At 55.5% G+C, this 15699-nt stretch carries 12 protein-coding genes; 3 read left to right on the top strand and 9 right to left on the bottom strand.

All coding sequences use genetic code 11. The annotated features are described in order from the left end of the window. Positions 1-88 precede the first annotated feature (88 nt). The 4 genes from ACAW74_RS09340 to ACAW74_RS09325 form a co-directional block, all read right to left on the bottom strand. Positions 89-2245, bottom strand: a complete 2157-nt coding sequence (locus tag ACAW74_RS09340; protein WP_370697922.1) for a sensor histidine kinase — start codon at positions 2243-2245, stop codon at positions 89-91. Positions 2246-2316: 71 nt separating this feature from the next. After that, on the bottom strand, positions 2317-3069 hold the full coding sequence (locus tag ACAW74_RS09335; RefSeq protein ID WP_370697921.1) for a succinate dehydrogenase/fumarate reductase iron-sulfur subunit: 753 nt from the start codon (positions 3067-3069) through the stop codon (positions 2317-2319). 109 nt (positions 3070-3178) lie between these two features. Then, on the bottom strand, positions 3179-5116 hold the full coding sequence (locus ACAW74_RS09330) for a fumarate reductase/succinate dehydrogenase flavoprotein subunit (protein ID WP_370697920.1): 1938 nt from the start codon (positions 5114-5116) through the stop codon (positions 3179-3181). Between the two features lie 25 nt (positions 5117-5141). Then, positions 5142-5840: a succinate dehydrogenase cytochrome b subunit gene (locus ACAW74_RS09325; protein WP_370697919.1), complete on the bottom strand. Its 699-nt coding sequence runs from the start codon at positions 5838-5840 to the stop codon at positions 5142-5144. Between the two features lie 375 nt (positions 5841-6215). Here ACAW74_RS09325 and ACAW74_RS09320 point away from each other — a divergent pair, with 375 nt between their 5' ends. After that, on the top strand, positions 6216-8225 hold the full coding sequence (locus ACAW74_RS09320) for an SUMF1/EgtB/PvdO family nonheme iron enzyme (RefSeq protein WP_370697918.1): 2010 nt from the start codon (positions 6216-6218) through the stop codon (positions 8223-8225). Positions 8226-8462: 237 nt separating this feature from the next. Beyond that, entirely contained in the window at positions 8463-9146 is a 684-nt protein-coding gene (locus tag ACAW74_RS09315) for a hypothetical protein (RefSeq protein WP_370697917.1), read from the top strand. Positions 9147-9246: 100 nt separating this feature from the next. On the opposite strand, the gene ACAW74_RS09310 is transcribed toward ACAW74_RS09315, so the two are convergent. From ACAW74_RS09310 to ACAW74_RS09295, 4 genes are all read right to left on the bottom strand, one after another. Further along, entirely contained in the window at positions 9247-10173 is a 927-nt protein-coding gene (locus ACAW74_RS09310) for a DUF72 domain-containing protein (RefSeq protein ID WP_370697916.1), read from the bottom strand. Between the two features lie 80 nt (positions 10174-10253). Beyond that, positions 10254-10514, bottom strand: coding sequence for a hypothetical protein (locus tag ACAW74_RS09305; protein WP_370697915.1), 261 nt, complete (start codon positions 10512-10514; stop codon positions 10254-10256). Between the two features lie 727 nt (positions 10515-11241). Further along, entirely contained in the window at positions 11242-13677 is a 2436-nt protein-coding gene (locus ACAW74_RS09300) for a 3-hydroxyacyl-CoA dehydrogenase/enoyl-CoA hydratase family protein (protein ID WP_370697914.1), read from the bottom strand. 130 nt (positions 13678-13807) lie between these two features. After that, positions 13808-14278, bottom strand: a complete 471-nt coding sequence (locus ACAW74_RS09295; RefSeq protein ID WP_015329692.1) for a MarR family winged helix-turn-helix transcriptional regulator — start codon at positions 14276-14278, stop codon at positions 13808-13810. A 201-nt stretch (positions 14279-14479) separates the two neighbouring features. Between ACAW74_RS09295 and ACAW74_RS09290 the strand changes: the two genes are divergently transcribed. Continuing rightward, a complete protein-coding gene (locus ACAW74_RS09290; protein ID WP_370697913.1) occupies positions 14480-14896 on the top strand; it encodes a hypothetical protein in 417 nt (138 codons plus the stop codon). Positions 14897-14958: 62 nt separating this feature from the next. On the opposite strand, the gene fabG is transcribed toward ACAW74_RS09290, so the two are convergent. Then, complete coding sequence (fabG, locus tag ACAW74_RS09285; protein WP_370697912.1) at positions 14959-15696, bottom strand: 3-oxoacyl-[acyl-carrier-protein] reductase; 738 nt, start codon at positions 15694-15696, stop codon at positions 14959-14961. Positions 15697-15699 lie beyond the last annotated feature (3 nt).

The raw sequence follows: 15699 nt of genomic DNA, 5'->3' as shown, positions 1-15699 counted from the left end.
CGACAGAAAACGTAGTTGGTGTCGCGACTTTCACTAATCTGATATATAGATAACTGGATATGAGGAAAATAAGTTGAGCTTTGGAAAACTAATTACCGGTGACACTAGTTTTAGTCGGCAATTCGATCACAAACGTCGTTCCTACGCCTTCGTCCGACTCCACGCGCAACGTACCGGCGTGGCCTTTACTGATGATATCGTAGCTGAGGCTAAGTCCCAGACCAGTACCCTGCCCAGTGGGTTTTGTCGTGAAAAAAGGCTGAAAGATTTTCTCCCGTAACGCCGTCGGAATGCCCATCCCGTTATCGCTGACCCGGATACGTACCCAGTTGGGCAGCTGTTCGGTTTTTACCGAAATGGTTGGCTCGTAACCCGCCGGGGCCTGCCGGGCCCGCTCCTGAACGGCGTAGAATCCATTGTTAAAGAGGTTAAGCAGCACCCGCCCGATGTCTTGCCCAACCACCGATAGCCGCGGCAGAGTCGGGTCGAACTCCGTAACAAGCTTTGCGTTGAATGATTTGTCTTTCGCGCGCAGGCCGTGATAGCTGAGCCGCAGGTACTCGTCGGCCAGCGCGTTGAGGTCGGTGGGTTGCCGCTCTCCGGTGCTGCTTCGGCTGTGCTCGAGCATGCCGCGCACGATGTTTGATGCCCGTTTACCATGATGGCCGATCTTCTCCAGGTTCTGGGTCAGGTCCGTTAGCAGTTCGGTCTCCAGCGCTTCATCGCGTTCGGGTCGGGTACGTTCCTCGCCCAATTCCTGTGCGAGTTCGATGCTGACTTCCGTGAAATTATTGACAAAGTTGAGCGGGTTCTGAATCTCGTGAGCAATGCCGGCCGTCAATTCACCCAGCGATGCCATTTTTTCGCGTTGCACCAGTTGTTGCTGCGTCGTACGTAGCTCGTCGAGCGACTGGCGGAGGGCCTGGGTACGTTCGGCTACCTGCTGCTCCAGCAAGGCTTTTTGCTGCGTCAGAATGTCTTCCTTTTCGGCCGACAACTGCTTTACCTCGGCCAGATTCTGCGCTAGCTGCTGATTGGTTTTGGCGTTCTCGCGGGCTAGTAACAGCGCCAGGGTAAGCGGCACCGTAAGCAAAAAAACAAAGCTGGTCAGTTCATTAAGCGTGGCTGCGTAGGCGGCAAACGCTGCCGGAAACAGCAGATTGACAAAGAGCTGTGTGGTCATGGCCATGATCAGCACAATCATACAGCCGAGTGTCACCCAGCCGTCTGACTGACGGGCTTTTACCGCCCGGATGCTGAGCGCCATTCCCGACGTAAACATGGCCGATATACCAATGCTAAACAGCGTATCGCCGTGCCGGAAAGAGGTGTAGCCGTCGAGCAGCACGTTGCCAAGCATCAGCACGCTCCCTATCCAGAAGAAAATATTGAGCCGGAAGCGCAGCAACAGATGGTAGGTAAGTAACAGGCTAATGAGGTAAAGCGCCAGCGCCACGCCCCGGATCAGTGCCAGCCAGGCCCACATCACGGGATTGGTAATGAAACGTACGCCGTCCATCAGGCCAATGTAGGCAGCTCCCAGCAGCATCGTCAGCACGAAGACCAGGCTCACACGCTGACGCCGGTAGATGAAATAAAACAGATGGACCACGGCCAGAGCCAGAAAAAAACCCAGCACCCAAAACGTGTTGGCGGCTTTTAAAAAGGCCCTGTTGGCCGTTTGCTTCACCAGTCCCGCTGTCGGTGCCAGCTTTAGAGCCAATACAGTGGCCGTGCGGTCAACAGAGGAGGGAACATAACCTGGCAAATCTGTCTTTGCCAGCCGCACCGCAAACACATGCCGCCCGGTCGTAAGCTTTGATGAAATGGTGTATTCGTCGGTATACGATGCCTCGGCCCTCTGTAGCTGCCCGCCAGGGCCAATGCTGCCAAACCGCCGGATGAGCTGTCCATCGAGATATAGGTCGGCAGCGCCTCGTTGATACACCTGTATGGCAATGGGCTGCGCTACCAGACGAGGGCTAATTTCCACCGCTATGCGTATCCAGCCGATGCGATGTTGCCGATATCCGGGCAGGCTGTCGCTACCTGGAAAAGCCGGGATGGTATCCCAACGGCTGTCATCAAATGCCGGCGCCCGCCAGTTGAGGTTGTCCCCCGCCTGCCATCGCCAGCCTTTATCAAGCCATACGCCCTCTGCTGGCAGGCTGTCCAGACGAAAGACCTGCGCTCCCGCTGATAGGCTTAGCAAGCAGAAAAGCAGGAAGGGCCAGATGGATTTCATTCCCTAAATAAAGTAAAAAAGCCCCTGTTTGGTACAGGGGCTTTTTGGAATGAATTGCAAAGCCGGATCCGCTATATGGCTTCTGACGTAACCTTCGCCCCCAGATACTCGCGGTTGAGGCGGGCAATGTGGTCGAGAGAGATCGATTTGGGGCACTCAACCGAGCAGGCACCCGTAAACGAGCAGGCACCAAAGCCTTCGGCGTCCATTTGGGCCACCATTTTCTCGGCACGTTGAGTGGCTTCGGCTTTGCCTTGTGGCAACACCGCCAGGTGCGATACTTTGGCGGCGACAAACAGCATGGCCGAGGCATTTTTGCAGGCGGCTACGCAGGCCCCGCAACCAATGCACTGAGCCGCATCCATAGCTTCGTCGGCAATGGGGCGCGGAATCAGCGTTTCGTTGGCGTCGCGGGCTGAGCCGGTGTTTACCGAAATATAACCACCGGCTTGTACTACGCGGTCAAAAGCAGCCCGGTCGACCATCAGGTCTTTGATAACCGGGAAAGCCCGTGCCCGCCAGGGTTCGACAATAATGGTGTCGCCATCGGCAAAGCTCCGCATATGCAACTGGCAGGTAGTCGCGCCGGTTTGGGGGCCGTGCGCCCGGCCGTTGATGTACATCGAGCACATGCCGCAGATACCCTCCCGGCAGTCGTGGTCGAAGGCCACCGGCTCTTCGCCTTTATGCATCAACTCGTCGTTCAGCACGTCGAACATTTCCAGGAACGACATGTCGGGCGAGATGTTATCTAAGCTATACTCAACGAGTTTGCCCGCCGCATTCCCGTTTTTTTGTCTCCAGACTTTGAGGTTGATTTTCATTTGTCAACAGTTCACTGTCCTCTGTCTTCTGTCCGCTGTTGCTTTGCTAACATACCCAGTCGGGTGGGCGAAGCCATAGCGGACAGAAGACAGTGAACTGATTAATTTTTTATTTGTAGCTCCGCTGTGTCAGTTTCACGTTTTCGAAGGCAAGCTCTTCTTTGTGAAGCACCTCGGGCTGATTGTCGCCTTTGTATTCCCAAGCCGCCACATAGGCAAAGTTGGCATCGTCGCGCAGGGCTTCACCATCTTCGGTCTGATGTTCTTCGCGGAAGTGACCGCCGCACGATTCTTCCCGGTTGAGGGCGTCGTCGACCATCAGTTCGCCCAGCTCGATGAAGTCGGCCACGCGGCCAGCCTGTTCGAGGGCCTGGTTCATTTCTTCGGCGTCGCCTACCACGCGCATATTCGTCCAGAATTCACGCTTCAAGTTCTGAATCAGCCCTTTAGCTTTCTTCAGGCCTTCAGCCGTACGCGACATGCCGCAGTAGTCCCACATGATGTGGCCCAACTCACGGTGAATTTCTTCCGGGGTACGTTCGCCTTTGCTGTTGATCAGCCGATCAATCATGTGCTTCACGCTCTGCTCAGCTTCTTTAAAGGCGGGTGCATCAACAGGTAGTTTATCGGCCGGACCGATGGTCGCCAGATAGTCGCCAAGCGTGTAAGGAATTACGAAGTAGCCGTCGGCCAGCCCCTGCATCAGCGCCGAAGCCCCGAGGCGGTTGGCGCCGTGGTCGGAGAAGTTAGCTTCGCCCAGCGCGTAGAGGCCGGGGATGCTCGTCATCAGGTTGTAGTCGACCCACAGACCGCCCATCGTGTAGTGCACGGCGGGGTAGATCATCATCGGCGTCTCGTACGGATTGTCGTCGACGATTTTTTCGTACATCTCGAACAGGTTACCGTACTTGGCTTCGATAGTCTTGCGGCCGTCGCGTTTGATGGCATCGGCAAAGTCGAGGTATACGGCCAGACCAGTCGCCGCTACGCCGCGCCCTTCGTCACACACGTATTTCGCGTTGCGTGACGCCACATCGCGGGGAACCAGGTTACCGAACGACGGATACCGGCGCTCCAGGAAGTAGTCGCGGTCCTCTTCTTTCAGATCGGTTGGTTTCAACTGCCCTTTCCGGATCTTCTCGGCGTCTTCTTTGCGCTTCGGTACCCACACGCGACCGTCGTTCCGCAGCGATTCCGACATCAGGGTCAGCTTCGACTGGTACTTGCCTTTTACGGGGATACAGGTCGGGTGGATTTGGGTGAAGCATGGGTTGGCCATGAGCGCCCCTTTCTTGTGCGCCCGCCAAGCAGCCGTGACGTTCGACCCCATCGCGTTAGTCGAGAGGTAGAATACGTTGCCGTAACCACCCGTGCAAAGCAGAACGGCATGGGCCGAGTGCGACTCGATTTTGCCCGTTACCAGGTTGCGGGTGATGATGCCGCGCGTTTTGCCGCCTTCTACCACCACGTCGAGCATCTCGGTGCGGGGGAACATCTTCACTTTGCCGCTGGCAACTTGCCGGCTCAGGGCCGAATAAGCCCCCAACAACAATTGCTGCCCGGTTTGGCCCCGTGCGTAAAACGTGCGGCTTACCTGCGCGCCACCGAATGACCGGTTGGCCAGCAGTCCGCCATATTCACGGGCGAAGGGTACACCCTGCGCCACGCATTGGTCGATGATATTGACGCTGACCTCGGCAAGGCGGTAGACGTTGCCTTCACGGGCGCGGTAATCGCCGCCCTTGATCGTATCGTAGAACAGACGGAACACACTGTCGCCGTCGTTCTGGTAGTTTTTCGCCGCGTTGATACCACCCTGTGCCGCAATGCTGTGGGCCCGGCGGGGGCTATCCTGGAAACAGAAGGCTTTCACGTTGTAGCCTAATTCGGCTAGCGACGCAGCGGCCGAAGCCCCAGCCAAGCCCGTTCCAACGACAATGACTTCATATTTACGCTTGTTGGCTGGGTTGACCAGCTTCAGGCTAAACTTGTGCCGCGACCATTTTTCGGCCAGCGGTCCCTCCGGAATTTTTGACTCTAAGTTCATAGACGCTCGTAGTTAGGAAAGCTAATTATCCGATGACACCTACGTGTTTCAGGTAAAAATAAACCGGCATGGCTGCGAACAGAGCCGGGATCAAGATGGCAAAAACATATATCCCCAGAAATTCGAGCAGGGGCGTGTACTTTTTGTGGCGGAGGCCCAGCGTCTGGAAACCGCTCTTGAAGCCATGAACGAGGTGATAGCCCAGCGCACCCATCGAGATGACGTACAGCAGCACGTACCACCAGTTGGAGAACGCCTCGACCACAATTTTGTAAAGGTCTTTGTATTCCTTACCATCATACTCGGCTACCGGAATGGGGCCAAAGTGCATGGTGTACCAGAACGTCCGCATGTGGATCACGATGAAGATCAACAGGATAGTTCCCAGAATACCCATGTTGCGCGACGACCAGGGGCTGTTGGCTTCAGGGCGTTGGTAGGCGTATTTTACCGGGCGGGAAGCCTGATTGTGGCGCGTCAGGATGAGGGCCATCAACGCGTGAACAATAATGGACGTGTACAGCAGGTAGGAGACCGTCATGATCAGCGGATTGTGCGTCATGAAGTAGCTATACTCGTTGAACGCCCGCCCTTCATCGCCTTTAAACAATTGCAGATTGCCCGCTACGTGAACGATCAGGAATGTGCAGAGAAACAAGCCGGTTAGTGCCATTATCACTTTCCGGCCCAGCGAACTGGCTAACGTTTGGGTTACCCAAGACATAGGTTATTGTGACAGATATACAGTTGAAAAACACCAGACTAAGTCCCTACGTGCCCGCCAATTTACGGGACCGCCAAGACCGCGCAAAAGTACAGGCCAACCGCTACGCAAACAAGGTAAAACCCCGTTTTTCGGGCCGCTGTTCACCCGGCTTCGTTACCACTTGATCAACGTAGCGTGCAAAAAATTTGTTTAACGTTGTGTGTAAAAACTTAAACAAGTTGTTGCTGGGTACGTTCGGCGTGGTACTTGCTGGGCATCAGAGGCTTTTCAGACCGGATAACGAAGCCATTACGATGGAGGCAATAGCGGGTTGTGTGTAGATTGCTCTATCGGCTTGTCTAAGCTGATTCAAGAGATCAACTACTCATCCGCATGATTACCCGAGCATTGCTACTTGTGCTTTTACTACTATCGACCTTTACAACAACCTGTCTGGCGCAGGCCACCAATTCGCTGGGCATGCCGCTTGTGCCAGTTCCGGCGGGCTCGTTTTACATGGGTTCCGAACGCAAGGGCAAAGACATAGATGAAAGCCCTGTACACCGCGTAACAATGACCAGTGGCTTTCTGATGGGGGCTACCGAGGTAACCAACGCCCAGTATGAAGCTTTCGACCCGGCGCACCGCCAACTTCGAGGGAAGCGGGGTTTCTCCGCGGGTGACGACGAAGCCGTTGTGTTTGTGAGCTACCCGGAAGCGGTCTCGTTTTGTGCCTGGCTATCAAGAAAGGAAGGGAAGCCCTACCGCCTCCCCACCGAAGCCGAATGGGAGTATGCCTGCCGGGCGGGCAGTATCAGTGATTTCTCGATGGGTAACTCGCTGCCGGTGGCCTACCATAAAAGTCAGGCAACCAGCCGTGAGGCCAAGGTTGTGCCGCTGCGAGTAGGGCAGACGCCCGCCAACCCGTGGGGGCTGTTCGATATGCACGGCAACGTGGAAGAGTGGTGCCTCGATTGGTATGGGCCATACCAGTCTGGTCAACAGCGCGACCCAGTTGGGCGGGTCTCGGGCTTGTATCGGGTAACGCGCGGCGGCAGTCACGGCACGCCCGTTATGTTTCTGCGATCGGCCAACCGGTTGGGGATGATTCCCGCCGATAAAAACTGGCTGGTTGGTTTTCGGGTGGTACAGGCACCGATGCCCGCGTCTGCTCCGCTGCCGGTTGCAGTGCCTCCACCTTATCCCCGCGCCATTTCGCAACAGAAAGCCTTGTGGTCACGCGTCGACCCGGCAAAACCCATTTTTCACGAACCACTGCGTTACGTGCTTGAACCCGACTGTGGGCGCAAGGTGCCTTTCTACAGCCATAACCATCAACCGGCGGTTACCTGGTGCCCCAACGGTGATCTGCTGGCGATCTGGTTTTCGACGGATGAGGAAAGTGGCCGCGAAATGACCGTGCTCTCGAGCCGATTTCGGGCCGGGCAGTGGGACGAACCGGCGGAGTTTTTCAAGGTGCCCGACCGGAATATGACTGGGGCTTCGCTGTTGCACGACGGCAAGGGCACTCTCTACCACACGAACGGCGTGGAAACCGACGGCGACTGGCAGGACCTGGCGATGGTGCTGCGAACCAGCCGCGACAATGGCGCCACCTGGACGGCCCCCGCGTTAATAGCCCCTGAGCACACCAAACACCATCAGATCATTGCGGGGATGATGCAGACCAGAGAAGGCTGGCTGGTGCAGCCCGCCGACGCCGATCCGGGGCCAACGGGCGGCACGGCGATCCACATCAGCCGGGACGGGGGACGTACCTGGACCAACCCGTATGAAGGCGAACAAACGCCCGGTTTCCGGGCGGGCGAGACAGGCGGGCTTATTGCGGGTATTCATGCCGGGGTGGTGCAACTGACCAACGGCGATCTGCTGGCTTTCGGTCGTAAAAATGACATTCCTGCCCCCGACAGTTCAGGGCTGCGGATGCCGATGAGCCTGTCGCACGATATGGGCAAAACCTGGACCTACGCGCCGTCGCCGTTTCCGCCGGTCTGGAGTGGGCAGCGGCTAGTGTTGTCAAGACTCAACGAAGGGCCGCTGCTGCTGGTGTCGTTCACGCATCATCCCGACGAAAAGACCGCCGGTATGTCGTTCAAAACGGCAGGCGGTAACACCTATCAGGGGTTTGGCATGTATGCTGCCCTGTCGTTTGACGACGGTAAAACCTGGCCCATTGTCAAACTCCTCACCGATGGGCAGGAGCGCTACCTGAACGGCGGTGCCTGGACGGGCGCGTTCCAGATGGATAAGACCCATACCGAACCGAAAGGCTATCTGGCCATGACCCAAACGCCCGACAACCTGATTCATGTGCTAAGCAGCAGCCTGCACTACCGCTTCAATCTGGCGTGGCTGAAAACCTTGCCCCAACAACCAAACTAACACACAAAATCGGCCTTTACAACGTACCTGGACAGGCAGTATGAGTCAGGTACGTTGCCAGGTTCAACGAGCAATAAATAAGTGCTTACAGGAGCCTTATTTTTCTGACAGTCAGTTGGGTTGCGGGCTTGCAAATGTGCCGTGTGTAGGTTAACTTTACTCTACAGTTTAAGCCTACTAACAACACTAATGAATGCCGGAACGCCTATTGGGCGACACTCCGGCTTTTTCGCGCTTATGGCACGCACCAAATATCATCCGAGTCAACTTCAGATTGATTTTCTGGCCGCTTTCCGCCAGATGCTGGTTAGTCTGGGTACGCCCGAAAACCTGCCGCAAAATGAGGCCCTGTTCGTGCGTATGACTGATCAGTGGGAGAGCACCCGCGTGATTCCGGCCGATCTGCTGTTTCAAAAAAGCCCCGTGGAAGCGGTCGTCTACCGGCTTAAGAAGCAAGACGATCGTTTGGTTTTCCCCGCCGACATGATCGCGGGCGAACTGCGCGGCACACCAGGCCTGACGGGCTTCTCGGCGAAGTTCCGGGAACAGGGCTGGATTATCCTGCCCGCTGAGTTATCAGGCATGTACAAAAACCTATTCCTGACGATTCTGACGGCCTCTGTAGGGCTGGAACACCTTTACGCGAACCGCCGCGAGCTCCTGGCCGAAGCCGAGCGTGTAGGGCTGGCGTCGCTGCTGCCCGAAGCCGAGATGAAAAAATTCTTCGGTATCCGGCTGTCGCGTTTCCCCGACTCGTTCCGTAGTGAAGTGGCCAACTACTTCAACCTGCCGTTCGACTATGTGCTGAAACGGGCGCAGCATATGGGTGCCGTTTCTGATGAGGCGGTTGAAGAGGCCAATAACCCGCGTGCCATCCGGCCGGGTACGTTGCGCAAAGCGGTGAGTTCACGGGCAGCCTAGTTTCCCCCAATTTACAAAAACAGAAAGCCCCAAGCGGGGCTTTTTTTATACCTCGTCAGGTACGTTGCATGGATAGCTGCCGTTGGTTTATCGAAGGCCATTAAAACAAGCTTCCCTGCACGACCTGAGGTTGTAGCACGGGTTCCTGTAGGTGCAGGTCGCAGTGTTCGTTGAGCTGACGTACCCAATACCGAATCAGCTCGGGCGCGGTGTCGTTGTCGCCACCGCCGTGGATGAACAGATAGGCCGTTTGCAGCCCCTTGTCAAACCATTTTTTGAGCCGCTCGATCCAGGCGTCGCTACGGCTATAGTCGGTTCGGTGGCCTTCGTTGGCGATGAACCGCAACGTCAGCACGGGACTGCTCAGCCCCATGTGCAGCACGTCGCGCCGGCCGGCTACGTCGGTAATCAAGGTATGCCGATGCAACGCGTGGAGCCGTTCCAGCGTCTGCGTCCAGATGGCCGGTTTAAACCAGTCGGGATGGCGGAATTCAACGGCCACGTCGAGGTCGTCGGGCAACATCCGTAGGTAGCGTTCAAGAATCAGCCATTTGTCGGGGCCGAAAACGGGCGGCAATTGTAGAAACGACATGCCCAGAAATTCTTCCAATCCAAAAATGGCATTGATAAACTCGTCGGTTAGCGATTCGGCACCCTGCAACAACCGTTCGTGGCTGATAATCTGTGGAAACTTGGGGCAGTAGACAAACGGTCGGCCACTACCAGCGGCTTCGGTTTTCCATTTGTCGATCATGGCCGTGGTGGGAATCTGGTAGTGCGTGAGGTTCAGTTCGATGGTGTTGAACTGCCGGACGTAGTAATGCAGAAAATCTTTCTCCTTGGCCGTGCTCGGGTACACCTTGCCCACGTAGTCTTTGTTGGCCCAAACCGGCCCGCCGATAAACACCTCGGGCCGGGTATTGGGTGTCACATTGGCCCACACCCGCGCGTTGAACGCATGGCCGGGTGGCAGCGAAAGCGTGGCGCTATCCAGGGTGGCGGTATTGGCGACTTTTCCGAAATCCATGATGAAGTGATAGCCAAACGACTTGTGCAGCTATAAGCAAAAAGAAGCAGCCTTTGTTTCGTTGCGATCGGTTCGGTGTACTACCTGTAGCCTTTCTGCCATTTCGCCCACGCATTGTCGGGTGCGACGATGTGCTGTTCCACGAAGCCACAGGCTCCGCAAACGGCTGCTACCATTGGGTATGTTGTCACATCGGGAAGCTGAAACCAGGCATCTGGCTCTTTGGGCGACGTCAGGTACAGACCTGGTTGCGCGTAGATTTCGTGGATGTGGTTGTTGAACCGCACCGGAAACATAATCTTCTCCGACTGGCAACGAGCGCAGGTACGTGGTGGGGTCATAGCAACTTATACTGACTCCTTAATAGATAGTACGGTATTTCCGATGTTTGGTAGAGAACAGTTCCCAAATATATCAATGCTTAGCTGATCGTGCTTTGAAAGCTAATAGCTAACAAAACCTTATTATTTGCCAAGTAATTTCCTGTGAAGCATAAGATCGACGTTGCGGATCTACACCAACGACGTCGAAAAGAGAGATCTCTGCTCTGCTTAACAATACCTTAGTGAGTTATCTTGCAAACAGAAAAAGGGCTGTTGACGCAGCCCTTTTAACCGTTGTCACGCGCGGAGAGCGTGTCACTATGTTCAACCCAGACCATAACTACTATTATGGCTAAGTCAAACAAGCACAGCTTAGAAAAGCGAATTCTGAGCCAGCTTAAAAAGTACCAACCTCTAATCAATACGATTGCGACGTTGGTACGGACTACTTTCTCGATGTTGATATCCTACTATCGACATCAGTAAGCAGTCCACGCTTACCGAAAGCCCTCTGTTTTGACGAACAGGGGGCTTTTGTATTAAAGCACTTGACAAATATAAATATCTGTCAAGTAAAAGGTTTGCTAAACATTGAGAAAAAGTTAGTTTAAGGTTCTTTTAGCTAAGTTATGCCCATAACTGGTTTATAAAAAGAGGCCGTTCCCATTGCTGGAAACGGCCTCTTTTTATAAAACCTATAAGGTCTTGGACGGGGGCGCCCAGCCCTTATAGGTTTAAGTATTACTTAATTCCGTAACGGCTTGCCGCCTTGCAGCAGGCTTTGGATGCGTTCGAGGGTTTTCTTCTCGCCGGTCAGGGAGAGGAAGGCTTCGCGCTCCAGGTCGAGGAGGTATTTCTCCGATACCAGCTGCGGGCTGCTGAGGTCGCCGCCGCAGATCACGTAAGCGAGCTTGTTGGCAATCTTTTCGTCGTGTTCCGAAATGAAACGGCCCATCTTCATGGCCGTCACACCCGCCCGGAACAAGGCAATGCCCGTTTTGCCCTGTACCTTAATATCGGTACGTTGTTTGGGTTGCGTATAACCGTTTTCGGCCAGTTCGATCGCCACTTGCTTGGCTTCGGCAATCTGACGGCTTCGGTTCAGCACAATCTGCGCCGACGGCAGCAAGTAGTTCATCTCGCGGGCCTCCTGCGCCGAGGTCGATACCTTCGCTGTAGCGATGTTCATAAAGGCCGATTGCAGGATGTTTAGCTCCGGGTCGCCCGTCTGGTAAAGGTCTGAGCAGCGGGCCGCCATTTCTTTGGTGCCACCCCCGGCCGGAATCAGGCCAACGCCTACTTCCACCAAGCCCATGTAGGTTTCGGCATGGGCTACAACGCGATCGCAGTGAAGGTTGATTTCGCAGCCACCACCCAGCGCCAGCGAGTGGGGTGCACCCACCACCGGAATGGCCGAATACCGCGCCCGCATCATCGTCTGCTGGAACTGCGCGATCATCAGGTTGATCTCGTCGTATTCCTGCTCCAGGGCAAACATGAACAGCGTCGCCAGGTTGGCCCCCGCCGAGAAAGCCTCTGTTGAGTCGTTGCCGATAACGAGGCCGCGGAAATCTTTCTCCGCCAGTGAAATGGCTTTGTTAAGCCCCTCGATCACCTCCGCCCCGAAGGTGTTCATCTTCGAGCGGAATTCGAGGTTGATGATGCCGTCGCCAAGGTCGTAGATGGCAGATCCCGCGTTTTTCCAGATAACGTTATCGCTCAGGCTTTCCAGAATGAGGAACGACTCGGTGCCAGGGATCGTCTTGTACGACTTCGACGGGATGTCGTAGTACTGTTTCTTGCCGCCTTCCGTCTTGTAAAAACTCGTCGCGCCGCTAGCCACCATGTCGTACACCCACTGGGCAGGCTTCCGGTCGAGTTTCTCCATCATGTCGATACCGGCCTGCACGCCAATCGCATCCCAGGTTTCGAACAGGCCCATCTGCCAGCCAAAACCTGCTTTGATAGCTTCGTCGATCTTGTAGAGTTCGTCGGCGACTTCGGGAATGCGGTTGGTGGCATACTGGAAGCCGTCGGCAAACGTGCGGCGGTAAAACTCACCCGCTTTATCGGTACCGGCGAGCAGGATCGGGAAGCGCTTCCGCAGGCTTTCGACAGCCTTGGTGCTATCGAGCGTCGCGAATTTTACTTTCTGCGACGGCTCGTACTCAAACGTTTTGAGGTTCAGGGCCAGAATGACCGATTTGCCCTTTTCGTCTTTGATTTTCTTATAAAAACCTTGCCCCGTTTTGTCGCCGAGCCACTTGTTGTCGCTCAGTTTCTGCATGGTCGAAGGCAGTTCAAACGCCTTGTGCGACTCGTCGTATTCGAGCTTCACCAAGTTGCTCGCCACGTTGACGGTCGTGTCCAACCCCACCACGTCCGACAGCCGGAACGTACCTGACTTGGGCCGCCCCACCACCGGGCCGGTCAGCTTATCGACCGCCTCAACGCTCAACTCCATCTCTTCGGCCACGCGGATCGTCTGGATCAGCGAATGAATGCCCAGCCGGTTGGCGATGAAGCCCGGCGTGTCTTTGGCCAGTACGGTGGTTTTTCCCAGATACAGATCGCCGTAGCTCATCAGAAAATCGATGATGGCGGGGTCGGTATCGGGGCCGGGGATGATCTCGAGCAGGCGCAGGTAGCGCGGCGGGTTGAAGAAGTGCGTACCGCAGAAATGCCGCTTGAAATCGTCGGACCGGCCTTCGACCAGCAAATGCATCGGAATGCCCGACGTGTTGGAGGTAATCAACGTACCTGGCTTGCGAAACTGCTCCACCCGCTCATACAGGGAGCGTTTGATGTCGAGCCGCTCCACCACGACTTCGATCACCCAGTCGTAGGTGGCGATGTCTTTGAGGTTATCGTCGAAGTTGCCGAGCTTGACCCGGTCGGCAAATTTGGGCGTGTACAACGAGGCCGGTGAGGCTTTCAGCATCGTTTGCCAGGCATCGTTGACGGGTCGGTTGCGCACGGCAGGGCTATCGGTGGTTAGGCCTTTAGCGGCTTCGGCGGCGTTGGGTTCGCGCGGAACGATGTCGAGCAGCAGCACGTCGACGCCGATGTTGGCGAAATGTGCGGCGATGCGTGAGCCCATAATGCCAGAGCCCAACACGGCTACACGCCGGATATTGCGGTTTTTCGTCTGGGTTTGTGGTTTTGCAAGTGTTGCTTCCATGAGATTAAAGGGGGGATGGAACGCGGATGACGCCGATGAACCGGATTTACACGGATTTTTGATTTGGTTAGGTGTCAAAAAAGAATCCGAATCAATTCGGTTTATCGGCGTCATCCGCGTTCCATAGTCATTATACTACGTCTTCCACCGGGGCGTTGGTGGCTTTGAGTTTGTTATTTTCCTCTTCGACCAGCAGGTTGATCTCTTTGATGACGTCGAAGAACACAACCAGCTTGTCGAGAGGGATCTTTTCCCGAATCATTTTATTGAATTCGATGACGCCTTCGCGGGCCATTTCGCGCTTGGCGCGGCCTTCGTCGGTCAGGTAGATGCGCACGAAGCGTTTGTCGGCTTCGTCGGTTTCGCGCCGGATCAGCCCGCGCTCTTCCAGGCCTTTCAGCATCCTGACCAGGCTGCGCGGTTCCATGCCCAGCAGCGGGCCAATTTTGGTCGCCGGTGTGCCCTGCTCCGTATCAATGTTAAGCAGCACGTAGCCCGTTGCCATCGTCAGGCCGAAGCTACCGGCATGGGCGTTGTACATGCGGGAGATCGCATGCCAGGCCCATTTTATATGGAAATCAACGGTTTTCTCTTTTTTCATCTGGTGTCGGTCTACGTACCGATAGCGGTGCTGTTCGTTTCGCCGCTGCCACCGTAACCTTCACAAAACTACAATTTTTTCAGAAATAGTATGCATGCATACGGTTTTTGAAAAGCTACCATCCAGTAGATAGCCGCATGCAGGGATGGCAGGGTATAGGTTTGGTCTTCAATTTTGGCCTCTTTACAACCAATAAAACGCATGCATACCCGTATTTATGGGCTACTCATAGCCGCTATTGCCTTTACAGCAACCTTATCCTGCAAAAAAAGCGAACCTGCTGCCGTATGCACAGCCCCTTCGGCCGACAAGAACATCCTTGGTACCTGGAAAGCCAGCTTGCCGTCGTCGGCCACCGCAACCAGCAACATCACGTTCAACACAGATGGTACCTTTCAGGAAAGCAATAGCCTGCTGGTGCCCACTACGATCTATAACGTACCGGTTACCAAACGTACCTACGCTGTGCAGAACAATATGCTCACGCTAACACTCAGCGGAACAAGTGGATCGACGAACGTCAACAGCACGCTATCGGGATCAATCGATGCCAATGAGTGTAACAAAATGGAAGTGAGCCTGGGTGGTGTTGGCGGCAAGGTCACGCTAACCCGCTGAAGCTTTACGTGTTTCCTTTCGAGCACCAATGGCAGTTGTAGGTGCTCGAAAGGGATAGCTACTTACGAAGCCTGACCACCGTTCACGCCTAGCACCTGCCCGTTCACGAATGAGGCCTCGTCGGAGGCCAGGTAGAGGTAGGCATAGGCGATGTCCAGCGGTTCGCCCATCCGTTTGGCGGGAATTAGTTGAATAGTGGCCTGCCGGGCTTCTTCGGGCATGGCGTCGGTCATGTCGGTGCGGATAAAACCGGGTGCTACCGCATTGGCGGTAATCCCCTTCGACCCTAATTCCTTGGCCCAGGTGCGGCACATGGCTACCACGCCCGCTTTAGTAGCAGCGTAATTGGTTTGCCCGAAATTGCCATGAATGCCGACCACCGACGACGTACAGATAATGCGGCCGAACTTCCGCTCAACCATGTGCGGCACCACGGCCTTAGTGCAGTTGAACACGCCCGTAAGGTTCACGTCGATCACCTGCTGCCATTCCAGGTGGCTCATTTTCAATAGGGTACGGTCGCGGGTAATGCCCGCGTTGTTGACCAGAATGTCGATCTGTCCGTATTGCTCGAGCACCGCCCGGACGGCCTCTTCCACGCTGGGTACGTCGGTCACGCTAACCCGCATGAAGGTGGCGTTGTAGCCCTGATCGCGCAGAGCTTGGGCGGCGTCTTCGCCTTCGTCTAGCATATCCCAGATCACGACAGCGGCACCCTCGCGGGTGAAGAGTTCGGCGGCGGCCCGGCCAATGCCGCGAGCTCCGCCGGTAATGATGGCCGTTTTGTTGGCTAAACGCATAAT

It is taken from the genome of Fibrella musci (assembly GCF_041321105.1).
Taxonomy (GTDB): domain Bacteria; phylum Bacteroidota; class Bacteroidia; order Cytophagales; family Spirosomataceae; genus Fibrella; species Fibrella musci.
The sequence above is the reverse complement of the archived record's forward strand: the minus strand, read 5'-3'. Positions and strand labels throughout refer to the sequence as shown.